This window comes from Pseudomonas sp. AC252 (genome assembly GCF_979258105.1).
In genome coordinates, this window is sequence record NZ_OZ409837.1 from 536,597 (window position 1) to 561,284 (window position 24,688).

25 protein-coding genes and 3 pseudogenes are annotated in these 24,688 nt (G+C 59.0%); 5 read left to right on the forward strand and 23 right to left on the reverse strand.

From position 1 onward, the window contains the following. Window positions 1–61 precede the first annotated feature (61 nt). The 17 genes and pseudogenes from queC to ACZZZ4_RS02615 form a co-directional block, all read right to left on the reverse strand. Complete coding sequence (gene queC / locus ACZZZ4_RS02535; protein WP_463547186.1) at window positions 62–754, reverse strand: 7-cyano-7-deazaguanine synthase QueC; 693 nt, start codon at window positions 752–754, stop codon at window positions 62–64. A 1-nt stretch (window position 755) separates the two neighbouring features. Beyond that, on the reverse strand, window positions 756–1,403 hold the full coding sequence (gene queE / locus ACZZZ4_RS02540) for a 7-carboxy-7-deazaguanine synthase QueE (RefSeq protein WP_016770671.1): 648 nt from the start codon (window positions 1,401–1,403) through the stop codon (window positions 756–758). 167 nt (window positions 1,404–1,570) lie between these two features. Beyond that, window positions 1,571–2,409 (reverse strand): annotated as a pseudogene (gene ybgF / locus ACZZZ4_RS02545) (tol-pal system protein YbgF). A gap of 6 nt (window positions 2,410–2,415) precedes the next feature. After that, on the reverse strand, window positions 2,416–2,913 hold the full coding sequence (gene pal / locus ACZZZ4_RS02550) for a peptidoglycan-associated lipoprotein Pal (RefSeq protein WP_003178634.1): 498 nt from the start codon (window positions 2,911–2,913) through the stop codon (window positions 2,416–2,418). Window positions 2,914–2,965: 52 nt separating this feature from the next. Further along, window positions 2,966–4,246: a Tol-Pal system beta propeller repeat protein TolB gene (gene tolB, locus ACZZZ4_RS02555; protein ID WP_200890457.1), complete on the reverse strand. Its 1,281-nt coding sequence runs from the start codon at window positions 4,244–4,246 to the stop codon at window positions 2,966–2,968. A gap of 17 nt (window positions 4,247–4,263) precedes the next feature. Then, complete coding sequence (gene tolA, locus ACZZZ4_RS02560; protein WP_463547187.1) at window positions 4,264–5,340, reverse strand: cell envelope integrity protein TolA; 1,077 nt, start codon at window positions 5,338–5,340, stop codon at window positions 4,264–4,266. Next, on the reverse strand, window positions 5,340–5,792 hold the full coding sequence (gene tolR / locus ACZZZ4_RS02565) for a protein TolR (protein ID WP_160767866.1): 453 nt from the start codon (window positions 5,790–5,792) through the stop codon (window positions 5,340–5,342). Before tolR ends, tolA begins: the two co-directional genes overlap by 1 nt. A gap of 23 nt (window positions 5,793–5,815) precedes the next feature. Beyond that, the gene (tolQ, locus tag ACZZZ4_RS02570) at window positions 5,816–6,511 is read right to left on the reverse strand and encodes a protein TolQ (protein WP_008080223.1); all 696 of its coding nucleotides are present in this window, start codon (window positions 6,509–6,511) and stop codon (window positions 5,816–5,818) included. Then, the gene (gene ybgC / locus ACZZZ4_RS02575; protein WP_041479792.1) at window positions 6,501–6,968 is read right to left on the reverse strand and encodes a tol-pal system-associated acyl-CoA thioesterase; all 468 of its coding nucleotides are present in this window, start codon (window positions 6,966–6,968) and stop codon (window positions 6,501–6,503) included. The genes tolQ and ybgC overlap by 11 nt, the downstream gene beginning before the upstream one ends. Window positions 6,969–7,095: 127 nt before the next feature. Then, window positions 7,096–8,157, reverse strand: coding sequence for a Holliday junction branch migration DNA helicase RuvB (gene ruvB, locus ACZZZ4_RS02580; protein ID WP_024014087.1), 1,062 nt, complete (start codon window positions 8,155–8,157; stop codon window positions 7,096–7,098). After that, window positions 8,158–8,766 (reverse strand): Holliday junction branch migration protein RuvA, encoded by a 609-nt coding sequence (gene ruvA, locus ACZZZ4_RS02585; RefSeq protein WP_024014088.1) that lies wholly within the window; start codon window positions 8,764–8,766, stop codon window positions 8,158–8,160. Between the two features lie 114 nt (window positions 8,767–8,880). Next, the gene (gene ruvC, locus ACZZZ4_RS02590) at window positions 8,881–9,408 is read right to left on the reverse strand and encodes a crossover junction endodeoxyribonuclease RuvC (RefSeq protein ID WP_016773501.1); all 528 of its coding nucleotides are present in this window, start codon (window positions 9,406–9,408) and stop codon (window positions 8,881–8,883) included. A gap of 155 nt (window positions 9,409–9,563) precedes the next feature. Next, a pseudogene (locus ACZZZ4_RS02595) lies at window positions 9,564–10,311 on the reverse strand (YebC/PmpR family DNA-binding transcriptional regulator). 119 nt (window positions 10,312–10,430) lie between these two features. Continuing rightward, window positions 10,431–12,207: pseudogene (gene aspS / locus ACZZZ4_RS02600) on the reverse strand (aspartate--tRNA ligase). 98 nt (window positions 12,208–12,305) lie between these two features. Next, window positions 12,306–12,527: an FmdB family zinc ribbon protein gene (locus ACZZZ4_RS02605; RefSeq protein WP_016773499.1), complete on the reverse strand. Its 222-nt coding sequence runs from the start codon at window positions 12,525–12,527 to the stop codon at window positions 12,306–12,308. 130 nt (window positions 12,528–12,657) lie between these two features. Next, window positions 12,658–12,996: a ribbon-helix-helix domain-containing protein gene (locus ACZZZ4_RS02610; RefSeq protein ID WP_039758190.1), complete on the reverse strand. Its 339-nt coding sequence runs from the start codon at window positions 12,994–12,996 to the stop codon at window positions 12,658–12,660. 181 nt (window positions 12,997–13,177) lie between these two features. Further along, on the reverse strand, window positions 13,178–13,648 hold the full coding sequence (locus ACZZZ4_RS02615) for a Dps family protein (protein WP_016773497.1): 471 nt from the start codon (window positions 13,646–13,648) through the stop codon (window positions 13,178–13,180). Window positions 13,649–13,958: 310 nt separating this feature from the next. On the opposite strand from ACZZZ4_RS02615, the gene ACZZZ4_RS02620 reads away from it, so the two are divergent. Continuing rightward, window positions 13,959–14,561 carry a cold-shock protein gene (locus ACZZZ4_RS02620; protein WP_039758192.1) on the forward strand — a complete coding sequence of 201 codons (603 nt, stop codon included), beginning with the start codon at window positions 13,959–13,961 and terminating at the stop codon, window positions 14,559–14,561. A 63-nt stretch (window positions 14,562–14,624) separates the two neighbouring features. On the opposite strand, the gene ACZZZ4_RS02625 is transcribed toward ACZZZ4_RS02620, so the two are convergent. Together ACZZZ4_RS02625 and ACZZZ4_RS02630 are read right to left on the reverse strand one after the other, a co-directional pair. Beyond that, a complete protein-coding gene (locus tag ACZZZ4_RS02625) occupies window positions 14,625–14,831 on the reverse strand; it encodes a SlyX family protein (RefSeq protein ID WP_039758193.1) in 207 nt (68 codons plus the stop codon). Window positions 14,832–14,834: 3 nt separating this feature from the next. Further along, on the reverse strand, window positions 14,835–15,260 hold the full coding sequence (locus tag ACZZZ4_RS02630; RefSeq protein ID WP_463547188.1) for an HIT domain-containing protein: 426 nt from the start codon (window positions 15,258–15,260) through the stop codon (window positions 14,835–14,837). 889 nt (window positions 15,261–16,149) lie between these two features. Between ACZZZ4_RS02630 and ACZZZ4_RS02635 the strand changes: the two genes are divergently transcribed. Next, window positions 16,150–17,499: an OprD family porin gene (locus tag ACZZZ4_RS02635; protein ID WP_039758197.1), complete on the forward strand. Its 1,350-nt coding sequence runs from the start codon at window positions 16,150–16,152 to the stop codon at window positions 17,497–17,499. A gap of 108 nt (window positions 17,500–17,607) precedes the next feature. Here ACZZZ4_RS02635 and ACZZZ4_RS02640 read toward each other — a convergent pair whose 3' ends face one another. Together ACZZZ4_RS02640 and ACZZZ4_RS02645 are read right to left on the reverse strand one after the other, a co-directional pair. Beyond that, window positions 17,608–18,450 (reverse strand): mechanosensitive ion channel family protein, encoded by an 843-nt coding sequence (locus tag ACZZZ4_RS02640; protein WP_039758199.1) that lies wholly within the window; start codon window positions 18,448–18,450, stop codon window positions 17,608–17,610. Between the two features lie 159 nt (window positions 18,451–18,609). Further along, window positions 18,610–19,095 (reverse strand): YajQ family cyclic di-GMP-binding protein, encoded by a 486-nt coding sequence (locus ACZZZ4_RS02645; protein WP_016773491.1) that lies wholly within the window; start codon window positions 19,093–19,095, stop codon window positions 18,610–18,612. 141 nt (window positions 19,096–19,236) lie between these two features. Between ACZZZ4_RS02645 and ACZZZ4_RS02650 the strand changes: the two genes are divergently transcribed. Genes ACZZZ4_RS02650 through ACZZZ4_RS02660 form a run of 3 tightly spaced genes read left to right on the forward strand, consistent with a single transcriptional unit; the run spans window position 19,237 to window position 22,824 of the window. Further along, window positions 19,237–20,154, forward strand: a complete 918-nt coding sequence (locus ACZZZ4_RS02650; RefSeq protein ID WP_463547189.1) for a putative 2-dehydropantoate 2-reductase — start codon at window positions 19,237–19,239, stop codon at window positions 20,152–20,154. A 45-nt stretch (window positions 20,155–20,199) separates the two neighbouring features. Continuing rightward, entirely contained in the window at window positions 20,200–22,236 is a 2,037-nt protein-coding gene (locus tag ACZZZ4_RS02655; protein WP_039758203.1) for a sensor histidine kinase, read from the forward strand. A gap of 3 nt (window positions 22,237–22,239) precedes the next feature. Then, on the forward strand, window positions 22,240–22,824 hold the full coding sequence (locus tag ACZZZ4_RS02660) for a cob(I)yrinic acid a,c-diamide adenosyltransferase (RefSeq protein ID WP_463547190.1): 585 nt from the start codon (window positions 22,240–22,242) through the stop codon (window positions 22,822–22,824). Between the two features lie 113 nt (window positions 22,825–22,937). Here ACZZZ4_RS02660 and ACZZZ4_RS02665 read toward each other — a convergent pair whose 3' ends face one another. Continuing rightward, window positions 22,938–23,885: a Nudix family hydrolase gene (locus ACZZZ4_RS02665; RefSeq protein ID WP_463547191.1), complete on the reverse strand. Its 948-nt coding sequence runs from the start codon at window positions 23,883–23,885 to the stop codon at window positions 22,938–22,940. Further along, window positions 23,882–24,514 (reverse strand): glutathione S-transferase family protein, encoded by a 633-nt coding sequence (locus ACZZZ4_RS02670; RefSeq protein WP_016773486.1) that lies wholly within the window; start codon window positions 24,512–24,514, stop codon window positions 23,882–23,884. Before ACZZZ4_RS02670 ends, ACZZZ4_RS02665 begins: the two co-directional genes overlap by 4 nt. Window positions 24,515–24,688: the final 174 nt, after the last annotated feature.

Genomic DNA, 24,688 nt, shown 5'->3' on the forward strand with positions numbered 1-24,688 from the left:
CTGTGTGGTGGCGCGTATAATACTGATTTTTAAGGACTATTCAACACCTTTTTTGAAAAAATCAAAAATAAGGGGTTGGATCGTCCACACCAGCTGCCGCGAAGCCTTCTGCACGTAGGCGGCAGCTGTCGCATTTGCCGCAGGCGCGGCCGTCATCATCGGCCTGATAGCAGGAAACGGTCAGGCCATAATCCACGCCGAGCTTCACCCCAGCCTGGACGATCTGCGCCTTGCTGAGGTTTTGCAGTGGCGCCTGAATGCGGAAGCCATTGCCTTCCACGCCCGCTTTGGTGGCCAGGTTGGCCATGCGCTCGAACGATTCGATGAACTTCGGACGGCAGTCCGGGTAGCCGGAATAATCCACCGCGTTGACGCCGATGAAGATGTCGCGGGCACCGAGCACTTCGGCCCAACCCAATGCCAGCGACAGGAACACGGTGTTGCGCGCCGGTACGTAAGTCACCGGAATGCCTTCACCGAGCTCTTCCGGGATGTCGATGCTGGTGTCGGTCAGCGCCGAGCCGCCCATGCCATTGAGGTTCAGCCCGATAACCTTGTGCTCGACTACCCCCAGATCCCGAGCCACACGTGCGGCAGCGTGCAATTCAGCATGCGAGCGCTGGCCGTAATCAAAGCTCATGGTGTAGCAGGCATAGCCTTCGGCGCGAGCCATCGCCACCACGGTGGCCGAGTCGAGGCCGCCGGACAGCAAGATGACTGCACGTTTTTCGGTAGTGTTCAGTTGTTCAGTCATCTCAGCGCCCCGGCTCGTCGTTCCAAAGATATTTATGCAGCTGCAATTGCAGGCGTACCGGCAGATTGTCCGCCACCACCCAATCTGCCAACTCGCGGGCATTGAGATCGTGGTGACTTGGCGAAAACAGCACTTCGCCGGCGCGCTGATCGAGACCGTACTGGATCAGCTTGGAAACCGCCCAGTCATAGTCTTCCCGCGAGCAGATGACAAACTTCACCTGATCGTTGCGGGTCAGCAGTTCGATGTTCTCGTAACGGTTGCGGTGGGCTTCTTTCGAGCCCGGCGTTTTCAGATCGACGACGCGACTGACACGCGGATCGACAGCGGATACGTCGAGGGCGCCGCTGGTTTCCAGCGACACCTCGTAACCGGCATCACATAACCGCTCAAGCAAAGGAATGGCGTTTGGCTGAGCCAACGGCTCACCGCCGGTGACACAGACGTAGCGCGGACGATATCCGGCCACTTGCTCAAGGATGTCGTCGAGGGTGCGGACAGTGCCGCCGCTGAACGCATAAGCGCTGTCGCAGTACTGGCAACGCAACGGGCAACCGGTCAGGCGCACGAAAACCGTGGGCAGCCCGGCAGTCCGAGTTTCACCCTGCAACGAGTAGAAAACTTCGGTGATTCTCAATGTGTCTTGCATAGTCGCCACGGGCGTAACAGCTAAACAGGCTGTCCGCCTCCGTCAGGCACTTCAGGCAATCCCGCCAACGCGTAGACCGCAAGAAGCGTGTTTCAGAAAAAGGGCGTGAATTCTAACGAAAAAACCCGCGACAAGCGCGGGTTTCTTCAAAACACGGATGAACCGGCTTACATGCGCTGTAGATCACGCTGGGCCAACTGCGCAGCAGACGTGCCCGGATATTGGGACACCACCTGCTGCAGAATGCCTTTGACCTTGTCGGTGTGACCGAGGCGGCGTTCTACGTCAGCCAGTTTGTACAGCGAGTCCGGCACCTTGTTGTGCTTGGGATACAGCTGCGAAACCTTCGCGAAGGCCTGACCTGCACCTTGCAGATCACCCTTGGCCAGGTTCACTTCGCCCAACCAGTACTGGGCGTTGCCCGCGTACTGGCTGTTCGGGTATTTACGCAGGAAAGCGGCGAAGGCCTGGCTGGCCTTGTCGAAATCCTTGGCTTTGATCAGGTCGAAAGCGGCATCGTAATACAGCTTTTCCTTGGCCGGATCAGCCGGTTCGCTACCCGCAGCAGGGGCTTGGGCGGCCGCAGCAGCACCCGCGCCTGCGGCAGCACCGGCAGCAGCACTTGCGTCGCTACCGGCAGAAGAATTCTCGGGAGTCGCGGCTGGTGCAACGCCGGATCCTATGCGCCGATCAAGATCCTGGTATCGCTCCAGGGATTCCTGCTTCATGCGCGCAACCTGATTCTGCAGTTCCTCGATCACGCCTTGCTGGCGCGAGATCTGATCCTGCATCTGTTGCAATTGGTTGAACAGCATGCCTTGTGCCGAGGCAGGGGCCGAAGCCGCTCCCCGGCATAGGCGCCGTTCGTACCGTAACCCGCAGGCGGATAACTGCTCCCGCTATTGTTATAACCGGAGTTGTCATCGACCACAGGAACCGCAGCCCACGCCGCAAGCGGCGCGAGGCTGAGAGCCAGAACAGTTACAGCACGACGGCACGTTCGCATATCGAATTACTTACGCAGTTCGACGCGACGGTTCTGGGCCCAGGACTGCTCGTCGTTGCCGGTAGCAACTGGACGCTCTTCGCCGTAGGAAACCAGTTCCAGCTGAGCTGGGGAAACACCTTGCAGTACCAGGTAGCGCTGAACGGCTTTCGCACGACGCTCGCCCAGTGCCATGTTGTACTCACGAGTACCACGTTCGTCGGTGTTGCCTTCCAGAACAACGCGAGCGCCGTTTGCTTTCAGGTCTTTGGCGTGAACGTCCAGAGCGCGCATGGCTTCTGGCTTCAGGTCCGAGCTGTCGTATTCGAAGTAGAAGGTGGTGATTGCGCGCAGAGCAGCTTCTTCGCTCAGGGAGCCGTCAACGGCACCAGTGTTTGCGCCGTAACCAGCGTTTGGATCAACAGCACCTTCACCGGCGTTGTCGCCGCCTTTGGACGAGCAACCTACAGCTACAGCCATGGCCAGAGCCAGCGCAGCAAATTTACCAAACTTCAGCATTTCCATCGTGAAACTCCTAATGAACCCCAGTGTGTTAAGTAAAACGTGTAGCGCCCGCTCACTTCAGGTAAGGGGACCAGGACGGTTCTCTGACTTCGCCTTGAGCGGTAGGAAGCGGGAGCCTCACGCGCCCATTAATGGACACGAGCATCAAGACTCCCCGGCCCTGTTGGCGGGTGGCGTAGATTACCATGGTGCCGTTGGGCGCAACAGTAGGTGACTCGTCCAGAGTGCTATCAGTGAGGATCTTTACACTACCCCGCTGCAGATCCTGAGCTGCCACCTTGAAATTGGTGAAGCCATCCTGACGATGGATCATCACCAAAGTCTTTTCATCAGCCGAAAGTTTCGGGTTGGCGTTGTAGTTGCCCACGAACGTCACACGCTCGGCACCACCGCCACCGACGCTGGTTTTATAGATTTGCGGCTTGCCGCCACGGTCCGAAGTGAAATAGATGGTCGAGCCATCCTTGCCCCAGAACGGTTCGGTATTGATGCCCTGGCCATTGGTTACGCGGCTGATCTGACGCGAACCGAGGTTCATCACGTAGATGTCCGGGTTACCGTCTTTCGACAGCACGAACGCCAGGCGATTGCCATCCGGCGACCAGGCTGGCGCGCCGTTGAGGCCTTCGAAGTTGGTGATCTGCTCACGGCGACCGGTGTCGATGTTCTGCATGAAGATGCGCGGACGCTTCTGCTCGAACGACACGTAGGCGATACGCTTGCCATCCGGTGCAAAACGCGGCGACAGGATCGGCTCACGCGATTGCAGCAGAGTCACTGCACGCGCGCCGTCATAGTCGGAACGTTGCAGGGTGTAACGAGTGTTCTTCTCGGAGAAACGCTCGGCCGTTACATACAGCAGGCGAGTCGAGAAGGCACCTTCGATACCGGTCAGCTTCTGGAAGGACTGGTCGGAAATGAAGTGCGCCATGTCTCGAATCTGGTCGGTCGTACCGGAAACACTGCCGTCAGCCACTTTCTGTTCGGTGGCGACGTTGAACAGTGCCCACTGCACCTGCAAGCGACCGCCCGCGGGCGCGATGCTGCCGACCATCATGTACTGAGCACCCACTGCCTTCCAGTCACGGAAAATGATTTCGCTCGGCTGGCTTGGCTGGCTGATCATGTTGGCTTTTGGAATCGGCGAGTAATAGCCCGAGTTGCGCAAATCGTTACCGATGATTTCCGCCATGTCGTCAGGCAGCACCGCGCCGCCTTGCATACCGAACGGAACGACGGCGATCGGAGTAGCCCGATCGCTGCCGCTGGTGACCAGAATGTTCTTTTCATCTGCCACCGCGATCCCTGCCATGCAGCAGATCACGACCAGCATTCCTCGAAGAAGGTTTCTCACAAGGCTAGATCCTCAGGTGTGAATGTCATCTTGAATGAACGATACGGAGCGAAATCGCTCGGCTTCATTCCCTGCATTTCTGTCAAACGTCCAATATTCTTCACTGCCGCGACTGCCGAAGCATCGAACGGACCGTCACCACTGGACTTGGCAACGCTGACCGAAGTCACCGTACCGTCCGGCAACATGCCGATCTGCAGCACGACCGTCATGCCTTTGCGTGCCGAAGGAGGACGAGCCCAGCCTTCTGCTGCACGAGCGCGAATCAGGTCATCGAAACTGCCGGCGACTTCGTCACCCTGCTCATCGGCCAAGGCTTGCTGGCGCTGCGGCGTGTCGGAAAGCAGATCTGCCAGGGCCTGAGCCTTTTTGTCTTCGGCAGATTTGCGTGCCGCTTCCTGCGCTTTCTTCTTCGCAGCATCGGCAGCAGCTTTCTTCTTCGCCTCTTCGGCGACTTTCTTCTTCGCCTCTTCAGCTTCAGCTTTCTTCTTGGCGTCTTCGGCGGCTTTCTTTTTCGCGTCTTCGACGATCTTCTTCTTGGCTTCTTCGGCAGCGGCTTTCTTCGCCTCTTCCTCAGCAGCTTTTTTCGCTTCGTCTTCGGCCTTCTTCTTGGCTATATCAGCCAATTGTTTCTCTTCGGCCTTTTTCGCTTCGGCTTTCTTCGCGTCGTCGGCTTTCTTGGCTTCATCAGCCTTTTTCGCTTCGTCCGCTTTTTTCGACTCGTCGGCCTTCTTGGCTTCCTCGGCCTTTTGAGCCGCTTCCTCTTTCTTTTGTTCCGCCGCCTTCACCGCTTCCTGCTCGATCTTTTTCTGTTCCATCTGTTCGACTTCGGTCTGGCGCGCAGCGGATTTCTTCGCCTCACCCGCAATCTTCTGATTGGTCTGGGTGGTCGCCTGACTTTTCGATTTCAATTGGTACAGAGTCGCCTGGACGATCGGCTTGGCCGGCGGCAGTTCAGGCGTGAAGGCAAAACTGACGAACAGCATGCCGAACACCAGCACGTGCAGGACAATCGCCAGGACACTAGGCCAGAAGTAGCTTTCCGAGGCGGACGGCTCTCGCTGTTGCTGCATCAGGGGGCCTCGGTAATCAGACCAACGTTACCGACCCCGGCTTTCTGCAACCCGCCCATGGCGCCCATGACGGCGCCGTAGTCGACAGTCTTGTCGCCGCGAATGAATACCTGGGTGCGTTTGCCGCCCTCGGTGCCGGCGCGAATGATCTTGGTCACCGCGTCAGTCATTTGCGGCAGGGTCATGGCCCTGTCCTGTTGCTTCTCGGTGTCGACTTCGCTGCCAAGGTTCCAGTAGTAGGTCTTGTCAGCCTTGATCGAAATGGTCAGGACCTGGGTGTTGTTGTCCTGCGGCAAGGCTTCGCTGGAAACCTTGGGCAGATCAACTTTCACGCCCTGATTGAGCATCGGCGCGGTCACCATGAAGATGACCAGCAGCACCAACATCACGTCGATGTAGGGCACCACGTTCATCTCGGCGACCGGCTTGCGCTTTTTGCGAGCTCGAGCGATTAAAGCCATCGGGAAATACCTGCTTATTCTTCGCTGGTGTGCACTTTGCGGTGCAGGATCGCCTGGAATTCATCGGCGAAGGTGTAGTAGCGGCCCAGCAAGGTTTCGCTGCGCGCAGCAAAACGGTTGTAAGCGATGACCGCTGGGATCGCAGCGAACAGGCCGATCGCCGTGGCGATCAGCGCTTCGGCGATACCCGGAGCTACGGTGGCGAGGGTCGCCTGCTGAGCACTGGCCAGACCGCGGAAAGAGTTCATGATCCCCCACACGGTACCGAACAGGCCGATGTACGGACTGACCGAACCAACAGTGGCGAGGAACGGCAGGCTCTGCTCGAGTTTCTCTTCTTCGCGGGAGATGGCGACGCGCATGGCACGAGCGACACCTTCCATCACCGCTTCAGGATCGACGCCTGGCTGCTGACGCAGACGGGAGAATTCCTTGAAACCCGCACGGAAGATCTGCTCCACGCCCGAATCCGGATCAGGGTTGCTGCCGGCCTGACGGTACAGTTTGGACAGGTCGATACCCGACCAGAAGCGCTCCTCGAAGCTCTCCAGGGCGCGTCGACCGGCACGCAGCAAATTGCTGCGCTGAAAGATCATGATCCATGAGGTCACCGATGCGGCCACCAGGGTCAACATTACCAACTGCACCACGATGCTGGCATTGCTGACCAGGCTCCACATGGAGGAATGGTCGACGACGTTAGCTTCCACGCTTTATCTCCTGCTTTGAGTGTGTACCCGGGCCGACCGCGTCGGCGAAGGCCGCACGCAGGTCTTCGGGAAGGGCCCGGGGTTTCAAACTGTCGGTGCGCACGCAGGCCACCAAAAACTGCCCTTCGCAGAGCAGCACATTATCCGTGGCCCGCCTGACCTGCTGTTTGAAGCGCAGGCTGGCACGGTTCAATTCGATTACATCAGCGCTTACCAATAGTTCGTCGTCCAGTCGCGCCGGCGCGTGGTAGCGCGCTTCGCTGGAATGCACGACGAACAACAGGTCCTCTCCGGCAAGCACAGATTGGGCAAAACCCAGTTCCCGTAGCCGCTCGGTTCGAGCCCGTTCCATAAACTTGAGGTAATTAACGTAATACACGATGCCGCCCGCGTCGGTGTCCTCGTAATAAACGCGACAACGATGTGCGAACGGCTCAAGCCCGTTTTGCGCGCGCATACTCTAGTGCTTACTCCTCAGGTTGCCAATCCGGCCAGACAACTGTTTTTCGTGGTTTCAAAGCTTTAACGCAAAAGTACCGTCGTCTGACAGTACAAACCCTGAATAAATCACCAGCAAATGTGTATCAATCGTCGACGGCGTCGAGAAACTCGTCTGCCACGGGCATCTCGCCCATGCGTGACGGAACATTCAAACCGAAGTGCAGGTAGGCATGGCGCGTCACCACCCTGCCCCGTGGCGTGCGCATGATATAGCCCTGCTGGATCAGATACGGCTCGAGCACGTCTTCAATGGTGTGGCGCTCTTCACTGATCGCCGCCGCCAGACTGTCGATCCCCACCGGACCACCGTCGAACTTCTCGATCATGGTCAGCAACAGGCGCCGGTCCTGGTGATCGAAACCGTGTTCATCGACATCCAGCAGGTTCAGCGCCAGATCCGCCACCGCTTTGGTGATATGACCCTTGGCGCGGACCTCGGCGAAGTCCCGTACTCGGCGCAGCAGACGGTTGGCAATTCGCGGGGTGCCACGGGCGCGACGGGCGATCTCGAACGAACCTTCCGGGTCCAACGGCAGACCCAGAATGGCCGCTGAACGGCTGACGATTGTTGCCAGATCCGCCGTGCTGTAGAACTCCAGGCGCTGGACGATACCGAAGCGATCACGCAACGGGTTGGTCAGCATGCCGGCGCGGGTGGTGGCGCCGACCAGGGTGAACGGCGGCAGATCAAGTTTGATCGAACGCGCCGCCGGCCCTTCGCCGATCATGATGTCGAGCTGGAAATCTTCCATCGCCGGATACAGCACTTCTTCAACGATCGGCGACAGACGATGAATTTCGTCGATGAACAGCACGTCGTGCGGCTCGAGATTGGTCAGCAACGCGGCCAGATCACCCGGACGTTCCAGCACTGGTCCAGAGGTGCTCTTGATCGACACGCCCATTTCCTGGGCAATGATGTTGGCCAGCGTGGTCTTGCCCAGCCCCGGCGGGCCGAAGATCAAAGTGTGATCAAGGGATTCGCTACGGCCCCGGGCAGCCTGGATAAACAGTTCCATCTGCTCGCGCACGGTTGGCTGGCCAATGTAATCGGCCAGGCTGACCGGGCGGATGGCCCGATCCTGGACTTCTTCGCGCTCGCGCGGGCTGTGCGCGGCGGCGATCAGACGATCAGCTTCAATCACTTAAATCATTCCCTTCAGAGCGCGGCGGATCAGATCTTCGCTGCTCAGATTCTTGTCTTTGATCGCGGAAATCGCCTTGCTCGCTTCCTGCGGCTTGTACCCCAGCGAGATCAGCGCACTGACCGCATCAGTCTCGGCGCTGTTGACCGGCGCCGGCCCATCGGGCTGATTCGGCACCAGCGCGAACATCGCCGGCGACGTTTCCCACGCCTTGAAGCGGTCTTTCAATTCGACCAGCAGACGCTCGGCGGTCTTCTTGCCAACCCCCGGCACCTTGGTCAGCGCCGAAGTGTCCTGAGACTGCACGCAGCGCACCAGTTCATCGACTTCCAGGCTCGACATCAATGCCAGCGCCAGTTTCGGGCCTACGCCGTTGAGACGAATCAGTTCGCGGAAAAAGTCTCGCTCACGCTTGCCGGCAAAGCCATAGAGCAATTGCGCATCTTCGCGTACGACCAAATGGGTGTGCAGGGTCAGCGGTTCACCGACCGACGGCAACCGATAAAGGGTGGTCATCGGCACTTCCACCTCATAGCCGAGGCCATTCACATCGAGAATCAGGTGCGGCGGCTGTTTCTCAGCCAAGGTGCCGCGCAAGCGTCCAATCACGTTTTGAATCCTTGAGCGCTGGCCAGCCGTGGGCTGGCGACGATTGAAGGTGGCTTGCGCGCCGGCAACACAGGCACCAGAGAGCCACTTTCAGGAAAATTGATGCTGATGCTATCAGAGACGCAGGCGCCCGCCACGACTGCGTGCGGTTCCCAGACCGTGCGGCAGCAGGCTCGAGCGTGTATGCGCATGGCAAATGGCGATAGCGAGGGCGTCGGAGGCGTCGATTTGCGGCTTGCTGGTCAATTTGAGCATGTGCATGACCATCATCTGCACCTGCTCTTTATTGGCCGCGCCCGTGCCGACCACGGCCTGTTTGACTTGGGTAGCGGTGTATTCGGCGATTTCCAGGCACTCTTCGGCGCCGGCGACGATGGCCGCGCCGCGCGCCTGACCGAGCTTCAGCGCCGAGTCGGCGTTTTTCGCCATGAACACCTTTTCGATGCCCATGGTCACCGGGCCGTAGGTCTTGATTATTTCGCGCACGCCGCGATAGACGATTTGCAGACGCTCATGCAGTTCGCCGGAGCCGGTGCGAATGCAGCCCGAAGCCACATAGATGCAGCCGCCGCGCCCGGTATCGCGAACGATCCCGTAACCGGTAATGCGCGAACCGGGGTCGATACCAAGAATTAAAGTCATAACGCCTGCAGATTCATAAAACGATTTACCTGACAGCCAATAGCAAATGTGGGAGCGAGCCTGCTCGCGAAGGCGGTATGTCAGCAGATACAGGTGCTGAATGACACACCGCTTTCGCGAGCAGGCTCGCTCCCACAGGGAAGACTAGTCGCTTATCAGCCAAGCTGAGCGGCGACGTCTTCCGGGATGTCCGCGTTGGAGTAGACGTTCTGCACGTCATCCAGGTCCTCAAGCATGTCGATCAGCTTGAGCACCTTCTCCGCACCTTCCAGATCCAGCTCGGCACTGGTGGTCGGCTGCATGACGATTTCCGCGTCGTCGCCCTTGAACCCGGCCGCTTCCAGCGCGTTACGCACCGCATAGAAACCGGTGAACGAGGTGAACACGTCGATCGAACCGTCTTCGTGGGTAACCACGTCATCGGCATCCGCTTCCAGCGCCGCTTCGGTCAGTGCGTCTTCATCGACGCCCGGGGCGAAGCTGATCTGGCCCTTGCGCTCGAACAGATACGCCACCGAACCGTCGGTGCCGAGGTTGCCGCCACACTTGCTGAACGCATGACGCACGGCTGCGGCGGTACGGTTGCGGTTATCGGTCATGCATTCGACCATGACCGCGACGCCGCCAGTGGCCGTAACCCTCGTAGGTCAGCTCTTCAACGTTGTCCGCTTCGGTGGCCCCAGCACCGCGCGCTACGGCGCGATCGATGATGTCGCGACTCATGTTCGCGCTCAACGCCTTGTCCAGGGCCAGGCGCAAACGCGGGTTGGAACCCGGATCACCGCCACCCTGACGGGCCGCAACGGTCAGTTCACGGATCCACTTGGTGAAGATCTTGCCCCTCTTGGCATCCTGACGTTCTTTGCGGTGCTTGATGTTTGCCCACTTGGAATGACCTGCCATAACTTGCTCCGAATGCTCTTTGAAACCTTGCCCGCCCTGCTGGTGCAGCGGCCGGCAATTGAAAAATTCGACCTGAGAAAGAAAAAAGGCGCATCCGAAGATGCGCCTTCAGGCCCGTCTTACTCAGCCTTTGGCGTTTCGCGCAGGCGAATGTGCAGCTCGCGCAACGCCTTGGCATCCACTACGCCCGGAGCCTGCGTCATCACGTCGGCAGCACTCTGGGTTTTCGGGAAGGCGATCACTTCACGGATCGACTGGGCGCCGGTCATCAGCATCACCAGACGGTCCAGACCGAAGGCCAGGCCACCGTGCGGCGGTGCACCGTACTTCAGCGCGTCGAGCAGGAAGCCGAACTTCTCTTCCTGTTCCGCTTCGTTGATGCCCAGCAGGCGGAATACCGCTTGCTGCATTTCCTTGCGGTGAATACGGATCGAACCGCCGCCCAGCTCGGTGCCGTTCAACACCATGTCGTACGCACGGGACAGTGCGCCGGCCGGGTTGGCTTCGAGTTCCTGTGGGGTGCACTTCGGTGCGGTGAACGGGTGGTGCAGCGCCGAGAAGCTACCGTCGTCGTTCTCTTCGAACATCGGGAAGTCAACGACCCACATTGGGGCCCACTCGCAGGTCAGCAGCTTGAGGTCGTGACCGAGCTTGATCCGCAGCGCGCCCAAGGCTTCGCTGACGATCTTGGCCTTGTCGGCACCGAAGAACACGATATCGCCATCGACTGCGCCAACGCGATCGAGGATCACGTTGAGCTTGTCTTCAGGAATGTTCTTCACGATCGGCGATTGCAGACCTTCAACACCGGCAGCACGCTCGTTGACCTTGATGTACGCCAGGCCCTTGGCACCGTAGATGCCGACGAACTTGGTGTAATCGTCGATCTGCTTGCGCGGCATGCTCGCCCCGCCTCGGAACGCGCAGTGCGGCGATGCGGCACTTCGGATCGTTGGCCGGGCCGCTGAACACCTTGAATTCAACTTCTTTGAGCTGGTCGGCAACGTCAACCAGTTCGAGTGGAATACGCAGGTCCGGCTTGTCCGAACCGTAGCGGCGCATGGCTTCTTCGAAAGTCATGTGCGGGAATTCGCCGAATTCCAGATTCAGCACTTCCTTGAACAGGTTGCGGATCATCTGCTCGGTCAGGCCCATGATCTCTTTTTCATCGAGGAAACTGGTCTCGATGTCGATCTGGGTGAATTCCGGCTGACGGTCGGCACGCAGGTCTTCGTCACGGAAGCATTTGGCGATCTGGTAGTAACGGTCGAAGCCGGCCACCATCAGCAGTTGCTTGAACAGCTGCGGCGATTGCGGCAGGGCGAAGAACGAACCGGCGTGGGTACGGCTCGGCACCAGATAGTCCCGCGCACCTTCCGGGGTGGCCCGGGTCAGGATCGGAGTTTCGACATCGAGGAAACCGTTTTCGTCGAGGAAGCGGCGGATGCTGGTGGTCATGCGCGAACGCAGACGCAGCTTCTCGGCCATCTCCGGACGACGCAGGTCGAGGAAGCGATAGCGCAGGCGGGTTTCTTCGCCGACGTCGGAGAACTCGTTGAGCGGGAACGGCGGGGTTTCCGACTCGTTCAGCACTTCCAGTTCATAACCCAGCACTTCGATCATGCCCGAGGCCATGTTGGCGTTGGTCGCACCGGCCGGACGCAGACGCACCTTGCCGGTGATTTTCACAACGTATTCGCTGCGCACGCGATCGGCGGCGGCGAAGCTCTCGGCACGATCCGGATCGAACACCACCTGGGCCAGACCATCACGATCACGGATGTCGAGGAAAATCACCCCGCCGTGATCGCGGCGACGGTGAACCCATCCGCAAAGGGTAATTTCCTGGCCTTCCAGGCTTTCGTTCAGTTGGCCGCAATAGTGGCTGCGCATCATGGTGTGGTTCGCTTCTCGTAATTCGAAATTCGGTGGAGTAACTGTCGCCTTCAAGCAAGGCGGCCACTCACGCGTGTCGTTCGTTCAGGGTTTGAACCCTAGTCAGCTTTGTCGCCACCGGCCAGATTCTTCTTGGCTCCGGTCTTGAAATCGGTCTCGTACCAACCGTTGCCGCTGAGGCGAAAACCCGGCATGGACAGCTGCTTCTTCAGTTCGGGCGCCTGGCAGGCAGGGCAGTCGACCAACGGTGCGTCGCTGATCTTCTGAATGGCTTCCAACTGATGACCACAGGAAGCACATTGGTAATCGTACATTGGCATGGGGGTGTCTCGGCGATCAGATTGCTGCCGCGCGCAGGGCTTTGCGGCGAAAGCGCGGGATTATATCGATTAAATGCGGGCTGTGCAGCCGTAACACTGCACAGCCCACAACCTCATTGCAACCGCCGTTTCAGCGCGAAACGGCGGGTGCGAGTTCTTTGATCCCGTTCATGACACAAACCACCCGTACCAGCGCACTGAAATTCTTCACCCCGCCGTGACGCAGATGCACCTCACGGTCGACATGGGACAACAGTGTGCTGATCGAACAATGATTGGCCTCGGCCATGCCGCCGAGGATGTTCCAGTAGACCTGCTCGAGTCGCAGGCAGGTCGCAAATCCGTTGAGGCGAATCGATCGCGATAACGGCCGGATCAGATTCATGTCGAACTCGCTGACAAACGGATCGACTTTTATAACGTGCCGCGAAGCCGACATCCTGTCGCTTCGCCTGTCTCCTTCTACCATAGCGTTGACACTCCTTTGCCATGACTGCTGATTTATAAGGCAACATCCTGCGCCTTCATAAAAACCCAGTGACAAAGTTATCGCCATACGACTTGTTGACCAGCCTCGTAGGATAAGCCAACGACAATAGTAAGAGTCTGGACAGCGTGCGGACGACCTCAAGCCGTCCGCAGCGGCCGGGTCACTCCTCGAGCAGCGCGCGCAGCATCCACGCGGTTTTTTCGTGCACCTGCATGCGCTGAGTCAACAGGTCAGCGGTCGGCTCGTCGCTGACCTTGTCCAGCAGCGGGAAGATACCGCGTGCGGTACGGGTCACCGCTTCCTGGCCCTCGACCAACTGCTTGATCATGTCTTCGGCGCTCGGCACACCGACTTCTTCCTTAATAGAAGAAAGACGCGCGTAGGTCGCGTAGGCGCCCGGTGCCGGGAAGCCCAACGCACGGATACGCTCGGCGATTGAGTCGACGGCCAACGCCAGTTCGTTGTACTGCTCCTCGAACATCAAATGCAGCGTGCGGAACATCGGGCCGGTGACGTTCCAGTGAAAGTTATGGGTTTTCAGATACAGCACGTAGGTGTCCGACAGCAGTCGCGACAGCCCTTCGACGATGGATTTGCGGTCTTCTTCACTGATACCGATATCAATGGCCATGCTTACCCCCTAACAATGAGTGAATTCATCCAGCAGGTTCGCCCCCACTTTACCAAGGCAAGCGCCGGCTCGCAGCTATGAATCGGTGACCTGACTGCGACAAATCGACCGTTTCTCTGCCGCTGGCCGGGCTGATTTGAGTAGCCGCAGGCTTTGCTGTTAAATAGGCAGCGTGTCGCCATGCCCTATTTTCCGGGGTGTTGCGCATAGGCTGATGCCGTGTACGTGTCCACCGCCTCTTTTTTGTCCTGAAGCGAACCGTGCGCCTTCAGCTCTTCCTTGTGAGCCGTCATAACGTGAGCCAATCAAAATGTTGAAAATCGTCCACCTGCTAATGGGCGCAGCAGCCTTGCTGCTGTCGTTCATACCCAGCCTGAAAGCCGAAGCCGTTCCTTACCTGCAACAGCCCGATGCACTTTACCTGGCCTTTTTCGGCCTGCTGAACCTGGTCATCGCTCCAGTGATTCCTTACTGGAACAAAGGCCCGCGCCAGCATCTGCAAAATCTGGTCAGCGCCCTTCTGGTACTGACCGTCGTCCTGCAAACCTTGACCCTGATCGCGCCGATGCCGGTTATCGCTGGCCAGCCGGCCGTATTGTTCAGCCTGGTCATTGCGCTGGTTGCCGTGCTGCTGCACCTGGCCATCAGCTTCTACAAATCGTCACCGGCCGCTGCGCCGACTACCTATGACATGAGCAATCGCGATACCGGCACCGTGAAGTGGTTCAACACTTCCAAGGGTTTCGGTTTTATCTCCCGGGATTCCGGTGACGATATTTTCGTGCACTTTCGCGCCATTCGTGGCGAAGGCCATCGCGTCCTGGTCGAAGGCCAGCGCGTCGAGTTCTCGGTGATGAACCGCGACAAAGGCCTGCAAGCCGAGGACGTGATCGCCGCCCTGCCGCGTCGCTGATCCAAAGCAAAAAAACCGCGAACAGCCTGGCTGCTCGCGGTTTTTTTATGCCTGCCGAATGGCTCAGTAATGTGGCGGCGGCGCGTCTTCTTCAAAGGCACCGAACTGCCCGACCATTTCTTCGTGACGCTTGATCAGCGCTTCCATCTGCAATTGCAGGCGCTCGATGACTTTCTGTTGGGCCACCAGCACATCGTTCAATGCCTGAATGGTGTCATCCTGAAAGGCCAGACGGCTTTCCAGATCGGTTACGCGCTCTTCAAGGCTCATGACTCAGCCCTCCACAAAGGTGAATTCTTCAGTCAGCACCAGACGCAAGCGCTCGCGAATGGCTGCTACCTGTTCCGCGCCGTACGGCTTGGCCGGATGCCTGCCCCAGACCGGCGCCGGCCACGCAGCATCATCGCGTTTGCGCACGATGACATGCATGTGCAGTTGGCTGACAACGTTACCCAGCGTTGCGACGTTCAGCTTGTCAGCGTCGAACGAATCCTTGAGCAACTCGGCCAGCGTGGTGGTTTCCTGCCAGAGCAGCTGCTGATCGGCGACATCCAACTGAAACAACTCGCTTATATCCTCGCGGCGAGGCACCAGGATGAACCACGGGTAATTGCTGTCGTTGGACAGCAACAGCCGGCACAACGGAAAGTCACCGATGACCAGGGTGTCCTGTTGAAGTCGTGAATCCAAAGCAAACACTGTACGTACTCCCGGCTGATCCTATGACTCAGCTTAGCGGCGGCTCCAAAGAGGCGACGCGCCAAGCGACAGGACGGCAGCATACCTGCGAATGCAGCGGCCTTCACGCTGCCCCGGCAGTTAATCCCCAGCCGCTTCGACATGAGACATCTGTCCGCGCCGCGCACCAACTTAGGCCATGACATGAGCCTTGACGTGAAGAGTCGCATGAAATTCCTTGATCTAGCGAGCCTCGACTCTCTGACGGACAGACTACCCTCAGGCCCATCGTCGATTTTTTTGCACCAAAACTGCACAACCCGTCTACGCTCACTGGGTCGGGCATCCGCCAAATACTCAGTACGGGGTGAACCGGTAACGTTTTTTGCTGTCTCGCGCACCTTTGGTGCGTTGCAACACCATTGGGCAAACCACGTCAAGCGTGTGACAAAACAAGCCCGAGGCCCCGTTTTCACAAGGTTTTCACATATGCGGGCGCGCTACAGAAAAATAACCGCGACATTTTTGCGGTTTGTGCACGCTTGTTGCATTCGTAACGTTATGGACTATAGGCGTGCCAGCGGCAGTGGTCGCCTGAAGCCAATAAAAACAGTGGCAGGGTTGCCCGATGGAGATTCAAGTGTTTTGCCAGGGACTCTTTTGTAGCGATGCCAAGAGGTCCGGAAACAGCGATAAAGTTGTCAGTCCGGCTGCATCGGTACTGTGAATTTGCGACATCCAGCGCTCCTTTTGCGACAACGCCGTAAAGAAGCTGAAAGGTTGGTTTCGCAAGTATCGCCAACATTGTCGGCGTGATATAAGTTTGCGCCGACACAAAAAGAAAGAGCCGCCCAGATAATAAAACAGGTGGGACGGCAGTACTCTTCTAAAACCAAAGGAGCAAATCACGATGCGCGTGATGAAGTGGAGCATGATCGCACTGGCAGTTGCTGCAGCAGCCAGTTCCCAGTTGGCTACGGCCGCCCCGTTCGTAGATGACCAGGCAGAAGCCAAAGGTTTTGTTGAAGGTGCGAAACTCACCGAAACGTTGAAGAACTACTACTTCAACCGTGACAACAAGAATGGTGGCCGCGACCAGAAAGACTGGACCCAGGGTTTCCTCGGCAACTTCACCTCCGGTTATACCCAGGGCACCGTGGGTGTAGGTATTGATGCCTACGGCTATCTGGCCTTGAAACTGGATGGCGGTGACGGTACTTCCGGTACTGGCAACATGAGCCGTAGCGATACCGTCAAGGCCAACGGCTACGCTCGTGACGTCAACGACAGTCAGGGCAAGGCAGGCGCTTCCATCAAGTTCCGCGTTTCCAAGACCGAACTGAAATTCGGCGACATGCAGCCAAGCACTTCCCCAGTGTTTGCTGTCGGCGGTTCGCGCATCCTTCCGCAAACTGCCACTGGCTTCCAGTTGCAGAGCAGCGAAGTGAAAGACCTGGATCTCGAAGCCGGTCACTTCTACTCCGGCTCCAGCCAGGACAAGAACGCCCGTGATGGCGGCCTCTACGCTACCTATGCCGGTGTTGAGGCGAACAACATCGACTACTTCGGTGGCAAATACTCGATCACTGACAACCTCAGTGCATCGCTGTACGGCGCGAAGCTGGAAGACATCTGGAACCAGTACTACGCCAACGTGAACCTCACCACTCCATTCGGTGGTGATACTTCGCTGAACACCGACTTCAACATCTATCGCACCACCGACACCGGTAGTGCCGAAGCGGGCGACATCAGCAACACCACGTTCTCGCTGGCAACCGCTTTGTCGTTCCTCAAAGCGCACACCTTCACCCTGGCCTTCCAGAAGGTCAACGGCGACACCCCGTTCGACTACATCGGCGTGGGCAAGAACAACCGTGGTGGCGACTCGATCTTCCTGGCCAACTCGATCCAGTACTCTGACTTCAACGGTGCAGGCGAAAAATCCGTTCAAGCCCGTTACGACCTGAAAATGGCTGAGTACGGCGTGCCTGGCCTGAGCTTCATGGTTCGTTACGTCAAAGGTTGGGACATTGATGGCACCAATACTCCAGCAGGCAGCGCTTATGCCGGTCTGTATGGTGAAGATGGCAAACACCACGAAACCAACTTTGAAGCCAAGTACGTTGTTCAAAGCGGCCCGGCGAAAGACCTGTCCTTCCGCATTCGTCAAGCTTGGCACGTGGCCAACGCCGACGAAGGTGAAGGCGATGTCAAAGAGTTCCGCCTGATCACCGAGTACCCGCTGAACATCTTGTAATTGTCAGTGGTTAGTTTTAAAGCATGAAAAAAGGCCCATCTTCCGATGGGCCTTTTTTATTTCATCTGTATTGACAGACCGGCTAATAATTACTTAGCTAGCAACCTATCATTGCGCCGCCGATTCCTGCACTACACGTATAACTCGCTGCGGAAATGGAATATCAATCCCGGCAGCCTTCAAACGATCACGCGCCTGTTCATTAAACATGAACATCACATCCCAATAGTCTGCGGTTTTAACCCAGACGCGCAGGGACACCGTGATCGAACTGTCACCCAGCGTCGAAATCACCGCTTGCGGTTCCGGATCCTGCATGACGCGGGCATCCTTGGCCAGATCCAGCAGCACCTGCCGAGCTTTCTGCAGATCCGCCTCGTAATCCACGCCCACATCGAATACCACTTTGCGGGTTGGCTGACGGTTGGTGTTGGTGATGATGCCGTTCGACAGGTTGCCGTTGGGCACGATGATGGTCTTGTTGTCGCCGGTACGCAGCACGGTGTGGAAGATCTGGATGCTGTCGACAGTGCCCGCCACGCCTTGGGCTTCGATCCAGTCACCGATACGGAACGGACGGAACAGCAGAATCAGCACGCCGCCGGCGAAGTTGGCCAGGCTGCCTTGCAAGGCCAGACCGATTGCCAGACCCGCAGCACCGATGGCCGCGACGAACGAGGTGGTTTCGACGCCGATCATCGACGCGACGCTGACAATCAGCAGTACCTTGAGAATGATGTTGGCCAGGCTGCTGATGAAGCCTTGCAAGGCCAGGTCAGCATTGCGCAGCGCCAGCAGACCGCCGAGTTTTTGCGTGACCTTGTTGATCAGCCACCAGCCGATCGCCAGGGTAATCACTGCCAGCAGTACGCGGCTGCCGTATTCCATGATCATCGGGATCCACGCCTGGGACGCCTTGACCAAGTGGTCCACTTCCGCATTCAAATCCATGTTCTATCTCCTGATTTCCGGCTTCCCGGGTGTATTCAAAACAACAAAACAACTGTGGGAGCGAGCCTGCTCGCGAATGCGGCGTGTCAGTCAACTTTTCGCTGAATGAAACACCGCATTCGCGAGCAGGCTCGCTCCCACATAGCCTTCAGACCAAGCTTAGTCGCGGAAGTTGTTGAACTGCAGCGGCATGCCGAATTCCTTGGCACGCAGGGCCGCGATCGCTTCCTGCAGGTCGTCGCGCTTCTTGCCGGTGACACGCACCTGCTCGCCCTGAATGGCGGCCTGGACCTTGAGCTTGGCTTCCTTGATGTGGCCGACGATCTTCTTCGCCAGCTCTTTGTCGATGCCTTCCTTGAGGATGGCGTCCTGCTTCATCAGCTTGCCGGAAGCGTACGCATCCTTGACCTCGAGGCACTGCACGTCGATCTTGCGCTTGGTCAGCGCGAGCTTGAGGATTTCGATCATCGCTTCGAGCTGGAAAGCGGCTTCGGCGGTGAGGCTGACGGTCAGGTCTTTTTCCTTGAACTCGAAGCTGCCTTTGCCTTTCAGGTCATAACGACGATCGAGTTCCTTCACGGCGTTCTCGACCGCGTTGGTGAGTTCGTGTTTGTCCAGTTCGGATACCACGTCGAACGACGGCATGTAATCTCTCCAATAAAAAAGGCGCGCTCGATGTGGATGGAGCGCGCTTGGCTTGCGGTTAAAATCGGGCTCATTATAACGGGTCTTTTCCTACCGATACGGCGAGCCGCACATGCCTGCAAGCAATCGAGCAAAAAACTGATGTCGACCACCTGGCACGTACTCGGCGCCGGCAGCCTCGGCACACTCTGGGCGACACGTCTGGCCCGCGCCGGTTTGCCTGTGCGACTGATCCTGCGCGATGCGGCACGCTTGCAAAGCTACGAGGCAGTGGGCGGATTAACCCTGGTAGAAAACGGACAAGCTCACACCTATGCAGTTCCCGGCGAAACCCCGGACAGCCCCGGGCCCATTCGCCGATTGCTGGTCGCGTGCAAGGCCTATGACGCCGAAGAGGCCGTCGCCCGCCTCGCTCCACGTCTCGCTCCGGATGCCGAACTGATCCTGCTGCAAAACGGCCTTGGTAGTCAGGACGCCGTCGCCGCGCGGGTGCCACAGGCGCGCTGTATCAGTGCGTCCAGTACCGAGGGTGCGTTCCGCGATGGCGATTGGCGCGTGGTGTTTGCTGGTCACGGGTTCAACTGGCTGGGCGATGGCGCGAATCCGCTGGCGCCGGTCTGGCTGGACGATCTGCAAGCGGCGAACATTCCCCATGAATGGAGCACTGACATCCTCACTCGACTGTGGCGCAAACTGGCGCTGAACTGCGCGATCAATCCGCTGACCGTGCTCCACGACTGCCGCAACGGCGGGCTGAGCGAGCATCATTGCGAAGTCGCCACGCTCTGCGCCGAACTGGCTGAATTGCTGGAGCGCTGCGGCCAACCTGCGGCGGCGGACAATCTGCAAGTGGAAGTCGAACGAGTGATCCACGCCACCGCCGCCAATTATTCTTCGATGTATCAGGACGTCGCCAACCAGCGCCGCACCGAGATCAGCTATCTGTTGGGCCACGCATGTAAAGTCGCCGAGCGCCATCAGTTGCATCTGCCGCATCTGCACCAGTTGCAGCAACGTCTGATCGCTCATCTGCACAAGCGTGGATTGCCCAGCGACTGAGCAGCCGCTAGGCTGACGACTTGTTCCCCTGCTGCGATAAACCTGATGCCATTGCGCCAGCGCCTTGAAAACCTGCCGGTCGGCCAGAAACTGCTGGCCGCCCTGCTGGTGTTGTTGACCACGGTTCTGCTGGTCGCCAACCTGACCTTTATCAGCGCCGCCTATTACATTTCCCAGGAAAGCATGGCGCCACAGGCCCTGCAGACCATTGGCCGGCTGATTGCCAATCCGAGTCTGGTCAGCGATGCGCTGGAATCACCGCGCAGCGCCGAACGTCTGCTCAAGGAGCTCGACAGTTATTCACCGTTGCGCGCCGCTGCCCTGTACGACGGCAAGGGTGAACGTCTGGCGCAGGTGCAGCGCGGCGACAAACTTCACTTGCCGGAGCGCTATCGGCATGTCGAAGCCTGGCAGCTTACCGAGTTTCGCAGCAATCAACTGATCACCCTGCCCCGTCCCGGTGCGGCGCCGGGACATCTGTTGCTGGTCGCCAGTAGCGAGCTGCCGATGGCGTTCTACACCGGCACCCTGACCGCCAGCCTCGGCATCCTGATTTTCAGTGTGTTGTTGTGGCTGGTGATTGCCCGGCAGATCAAACGTCTGATTACCCGCCCCATTCATCAACTTGAGGAATTGTCGCGGCAGGTCACCCGCGAAGAGAACTACGCCCTGCGCGCCGCGCGCGGCAATCACGACGAAATCGGCAGTCTGGCCGAGGCGTTCAACACCATGCTTTCGCGCATCGAAGCCCGCGAGCAGCAACTCAAACGCGCCCGCGACGACTCGCAGGCTGCCTACGATCAGGCGCAGGGGCTGGCCGAGGAAACCCGTCACACCAACCGCAAACTGGAGCTGGAAGTCCAGGTGCGCAGCAAGATCGAGAAGAAGCTCACCGGCTTCCAGAACTACCTCAACAGCATCATCGACTCGATGCCCTCGGCGCTGATCGCCCTCGACGAGCAACTCTACGTCACCCAGTGGAACCAGGAGGCCAGCGCGCTCTCCGGCACCCGCTTGGACGAGGCGCTGAACCAGCCGATCTTCCTCGCCTTCGAGCCGCTCAAGCCATTCTTGCCGCAGCTCAAGGCTACCGTTGAGCAGCACACCGTGGCCAAAGTCGACCGGGTGACCTGGTTCAAGGACGATGAACCCAAACACTATGCGCTGACGTTTTATCCGCTGATGGGCGGGGCCGGGCGTGGCGTGGTGATCCGTATCGACGACATCACCCAGCGTCTGTCGCTGGAAGAAATGATGGTGCAGTCGGAGAAGATGCTCTCGGTCGGTGGCCTCGCCGCCGGCATGGCCCACGAAATCAACAACCCGCTCGGCGCGATCCTGCACAACGTGCAGAACATTCGCCGGCGTCTGTCGGCGGATCTGCCGAAGAACATCGAGACTGCCGAACAACTGGGCATCGAACTGGACACGGTGAACCGCTACCTGCAAGGCCGCGAAGTCCCGCAATTGCTCGATGGCATTCAACAGGCCGGCGCCCGCGCGGCGAAAATCGTCACGCACATGCTCAGCTTCAGCCGCCGCAGCACCCGGCAAATGGCGCCGTGCGATCTACCGGCGCTGATCGACCAAGCCGTGGAAATCGCCGGCAACGACTTCGATCTGGCCATCGGTTTCGACTTCAAGGGCCAGGCGATCATCCGCCAGTTCGACCCAGCCCTCGGGCCCGTGCCGGGCACCGCCAACGAGCTGGAACAGGTGCTGCTCAATCTGCTGAAGAACGCCGCCCAGGCCATTCACCAGCGTGAAGACGACAGCGAGCCGGGCCGGATCATCTTGCGCACAAGACTCAATCCGCCATGGGCCGAGATTCAGGTCGAAGACAATGGCATCGGTATGAGCGAGAGCGTGCGCAAGCGTACCTTCGAGCCGTTCTTCACCACCAAGGAAATCGGCCAGGGCACGGGGCTTGGTCTGTCGGTGTCGTACTTCATCATCACCAACAACCACAAGGGCCAGATGGAAGTGCAGTCGGCGCCCGGCCAGGGCACTTGCTTCACCCTGCGTTTGCCGCTGGCGCAACCGGCGCCATTGACCACCGAAACCAATTCATTACCGAGGTAACCCATGGGCTTTCGCTTGTCGAAGATCTACACCCGCACCGGCGACAAAGGCGAGACCGGCCTCGGTGACGGCCGTCGCGTCCCCAAGGATCACCCGCGCATCGAGGCGATCGGCGAGGTCGATACGCTGAACAGTCAGGTCGGCGTGTTGCTCGCCGGTTTGCTCGCCGAGTGCGAAGTGCACCCAGGACTGAATGAAATCATCGACGTGTTGGCGCCGTGTCAGCACCGCCTGTTCGACCTCGGCGGCGAACTGGCGATGCCTGAATATCAGGCGTTGAACGAGGCTGAAATCGAGCGACTGGAAGCGGCGATCGATGTGTGGAATGAAGAGCTGGGGCCGCTGGAAAACTTCATCTTGCCCGGCGGTTCGATGCTGATTGCGCAGGCGCATGTCTGCCGCAGTCTGGCGCGCGGTGCCGAGCGGCGCTGTCAGCATTTGAACGCCGTTGAGCCGTTGGCCGGGGTTGGCCTGGCGTATATCAATCGGTTGTCGGATTTGCTGTTTGTTGTGGCGCGGTTGATTGCGCGGCGGCAGGGAGTGGCGGAGATTTTGTGGCAGCCGGCTGCTAAACCTGAAGGAAAGTAGCGCCTGTCAGGGCGCCTTCGCGAGCAGGCTCGCTCCCACATTTGACTGCATTCTGACTGGAGAAATGCAATCCACTGTGGGAGCGAGCCTGCTCGCGAAGAGGTCGGTAGCCTTTACACTGGATCCGGCCAGAACGCCCGAATTCCCGCCACACCCTGAGCCCCAGCACGCCAGGCTTTCTCGCGCTCCGCCGGCCCTACTCCACCGAGCAGAAACACCGGTTTGCTGAAATCGTCGATCAATGCCTGTGCCTGCTCCCACCCCAACGGCTGTGCATCCGGGTGCGTCAGCGTCGGCTGCACCGGTGACAGGGTGACGAAGTCGACGCCCATCTGCTCGGCCAGCGCCAGCTCTTCGGCGTTATGGCACGATGCCGCGAGCCAGCGTTCGGCCGGCAACGGACGTCCTGCCGCTGCGTATTTACGCAGCTGGGCAGCGGTGATGTGCCAACCGGCCGAGGGGAAATCGCCAAGCCATTCGAACGGCCCTTTGATCATCAACTGCGCCTTGCCCGCGCACAGGCCAACCGCGTCGACCGCCAGATCACGGTATTTCGGGTCGTAGCCGTTGGGTGCGCGCAGCTGGATCAATTTGATGCCGCCGGCGATCGCCTTCTGGATGCCGCGCAACAGTGCTGGGCCTTCGAGATCTTCCGGAGTGATCAGGTATTCGGCAGGCAAGCGCGCTGCCGCGACGATCGGCTGATTGGCCGCCGGGAACTCGTAGTTGATCAACTCCTCGGCAGGGACCCAAGCCAAAGGCTGGCCTTCAGCGCCGTGGGGTTCACCGCTGAACGCCGAGACTTCCCAGACATCCAGCAACACCTGTTTGTCCGGATAATCGTGGCGAACCTTGATCAGCGGACGGGCAGCGGCAACGACGATGCCCAGCTCTTCGTGCAGCTCGCGAGCGAGTGCCGATTCGACCGACTCGTCAGCCTCGACCTTGCCACCGGGAAATTCCCACAAGCCGCCCTGGTGTTGAGTGTCAGCGCGGCGAGCGATGAGGATTTTGCCGGCGCCGTCACGAATGACGGCAGCGGCGACGTGGACGCGTTTCACGGGTTCAATTCCTCCAGTCCAGCCTTTTGCCACGCCTTGAAGGCGGGCCATTGGTAGACGGTTTCAACATAAGCTTCGTCGACTGCCGGCAACTTCACCTGATAGGTGCGCAAGCGCACGGCGATCGGCGCGAAAAAGGCATCGGCGAGACTGACACGACCGAACAGGTAAGGGCCCTCTTCCGTGGCTGCCGCACGACACTCAGCCCATAGCGCGAGCATGCGTTCGATATCGACCTTCACCTCTGGCGGCACCGGGTTCAGTGGTGCGTCCTGGCTCAGGTTGAACGGCATGTGATTGCGCATGGCGAAGAAGCCGCTGTGCATTTGTGCGCAGGCCGAGCGGGCCTGGGCGCGGGCGAAGGTATCGCTCGGCCAGAGTTGCTCGGACGGAAACTGCTCAGCGAGGTATTCAGCAATGGCCAGCGAATCGGCGATGGTGCCACGGGTGGTTTGCAGCAGCGGCACCTTGCCGGTAGGCGAATGCTTGAGCAGGCGCTCGCGGGTGTCGGGCTTGCCGAGCTTGATCAGCTCTTCGCTGTAGGGTGCGCCGGTCAGGTCCAGCGCCAGTGCCGCACGCAGGGACCAGGAGGAAAGCAGTTTGTCGCCGATGATCAGGTGCAGGGACATGGTGTGGCGCCTTTTCGTCAGGGAAACAATCCAGAATGTCTGGCGTCTGGTCGTCCGTCATCGCGGGCAAGCCCGCTCCCACAGGTTTTGGTGGTGTACACGGCATTTGTGAACGACCGCAATCACTGTGGGAGCGGGCTTGCCCGCGAAGAGGCCGGCAGCTCACTCCCACAC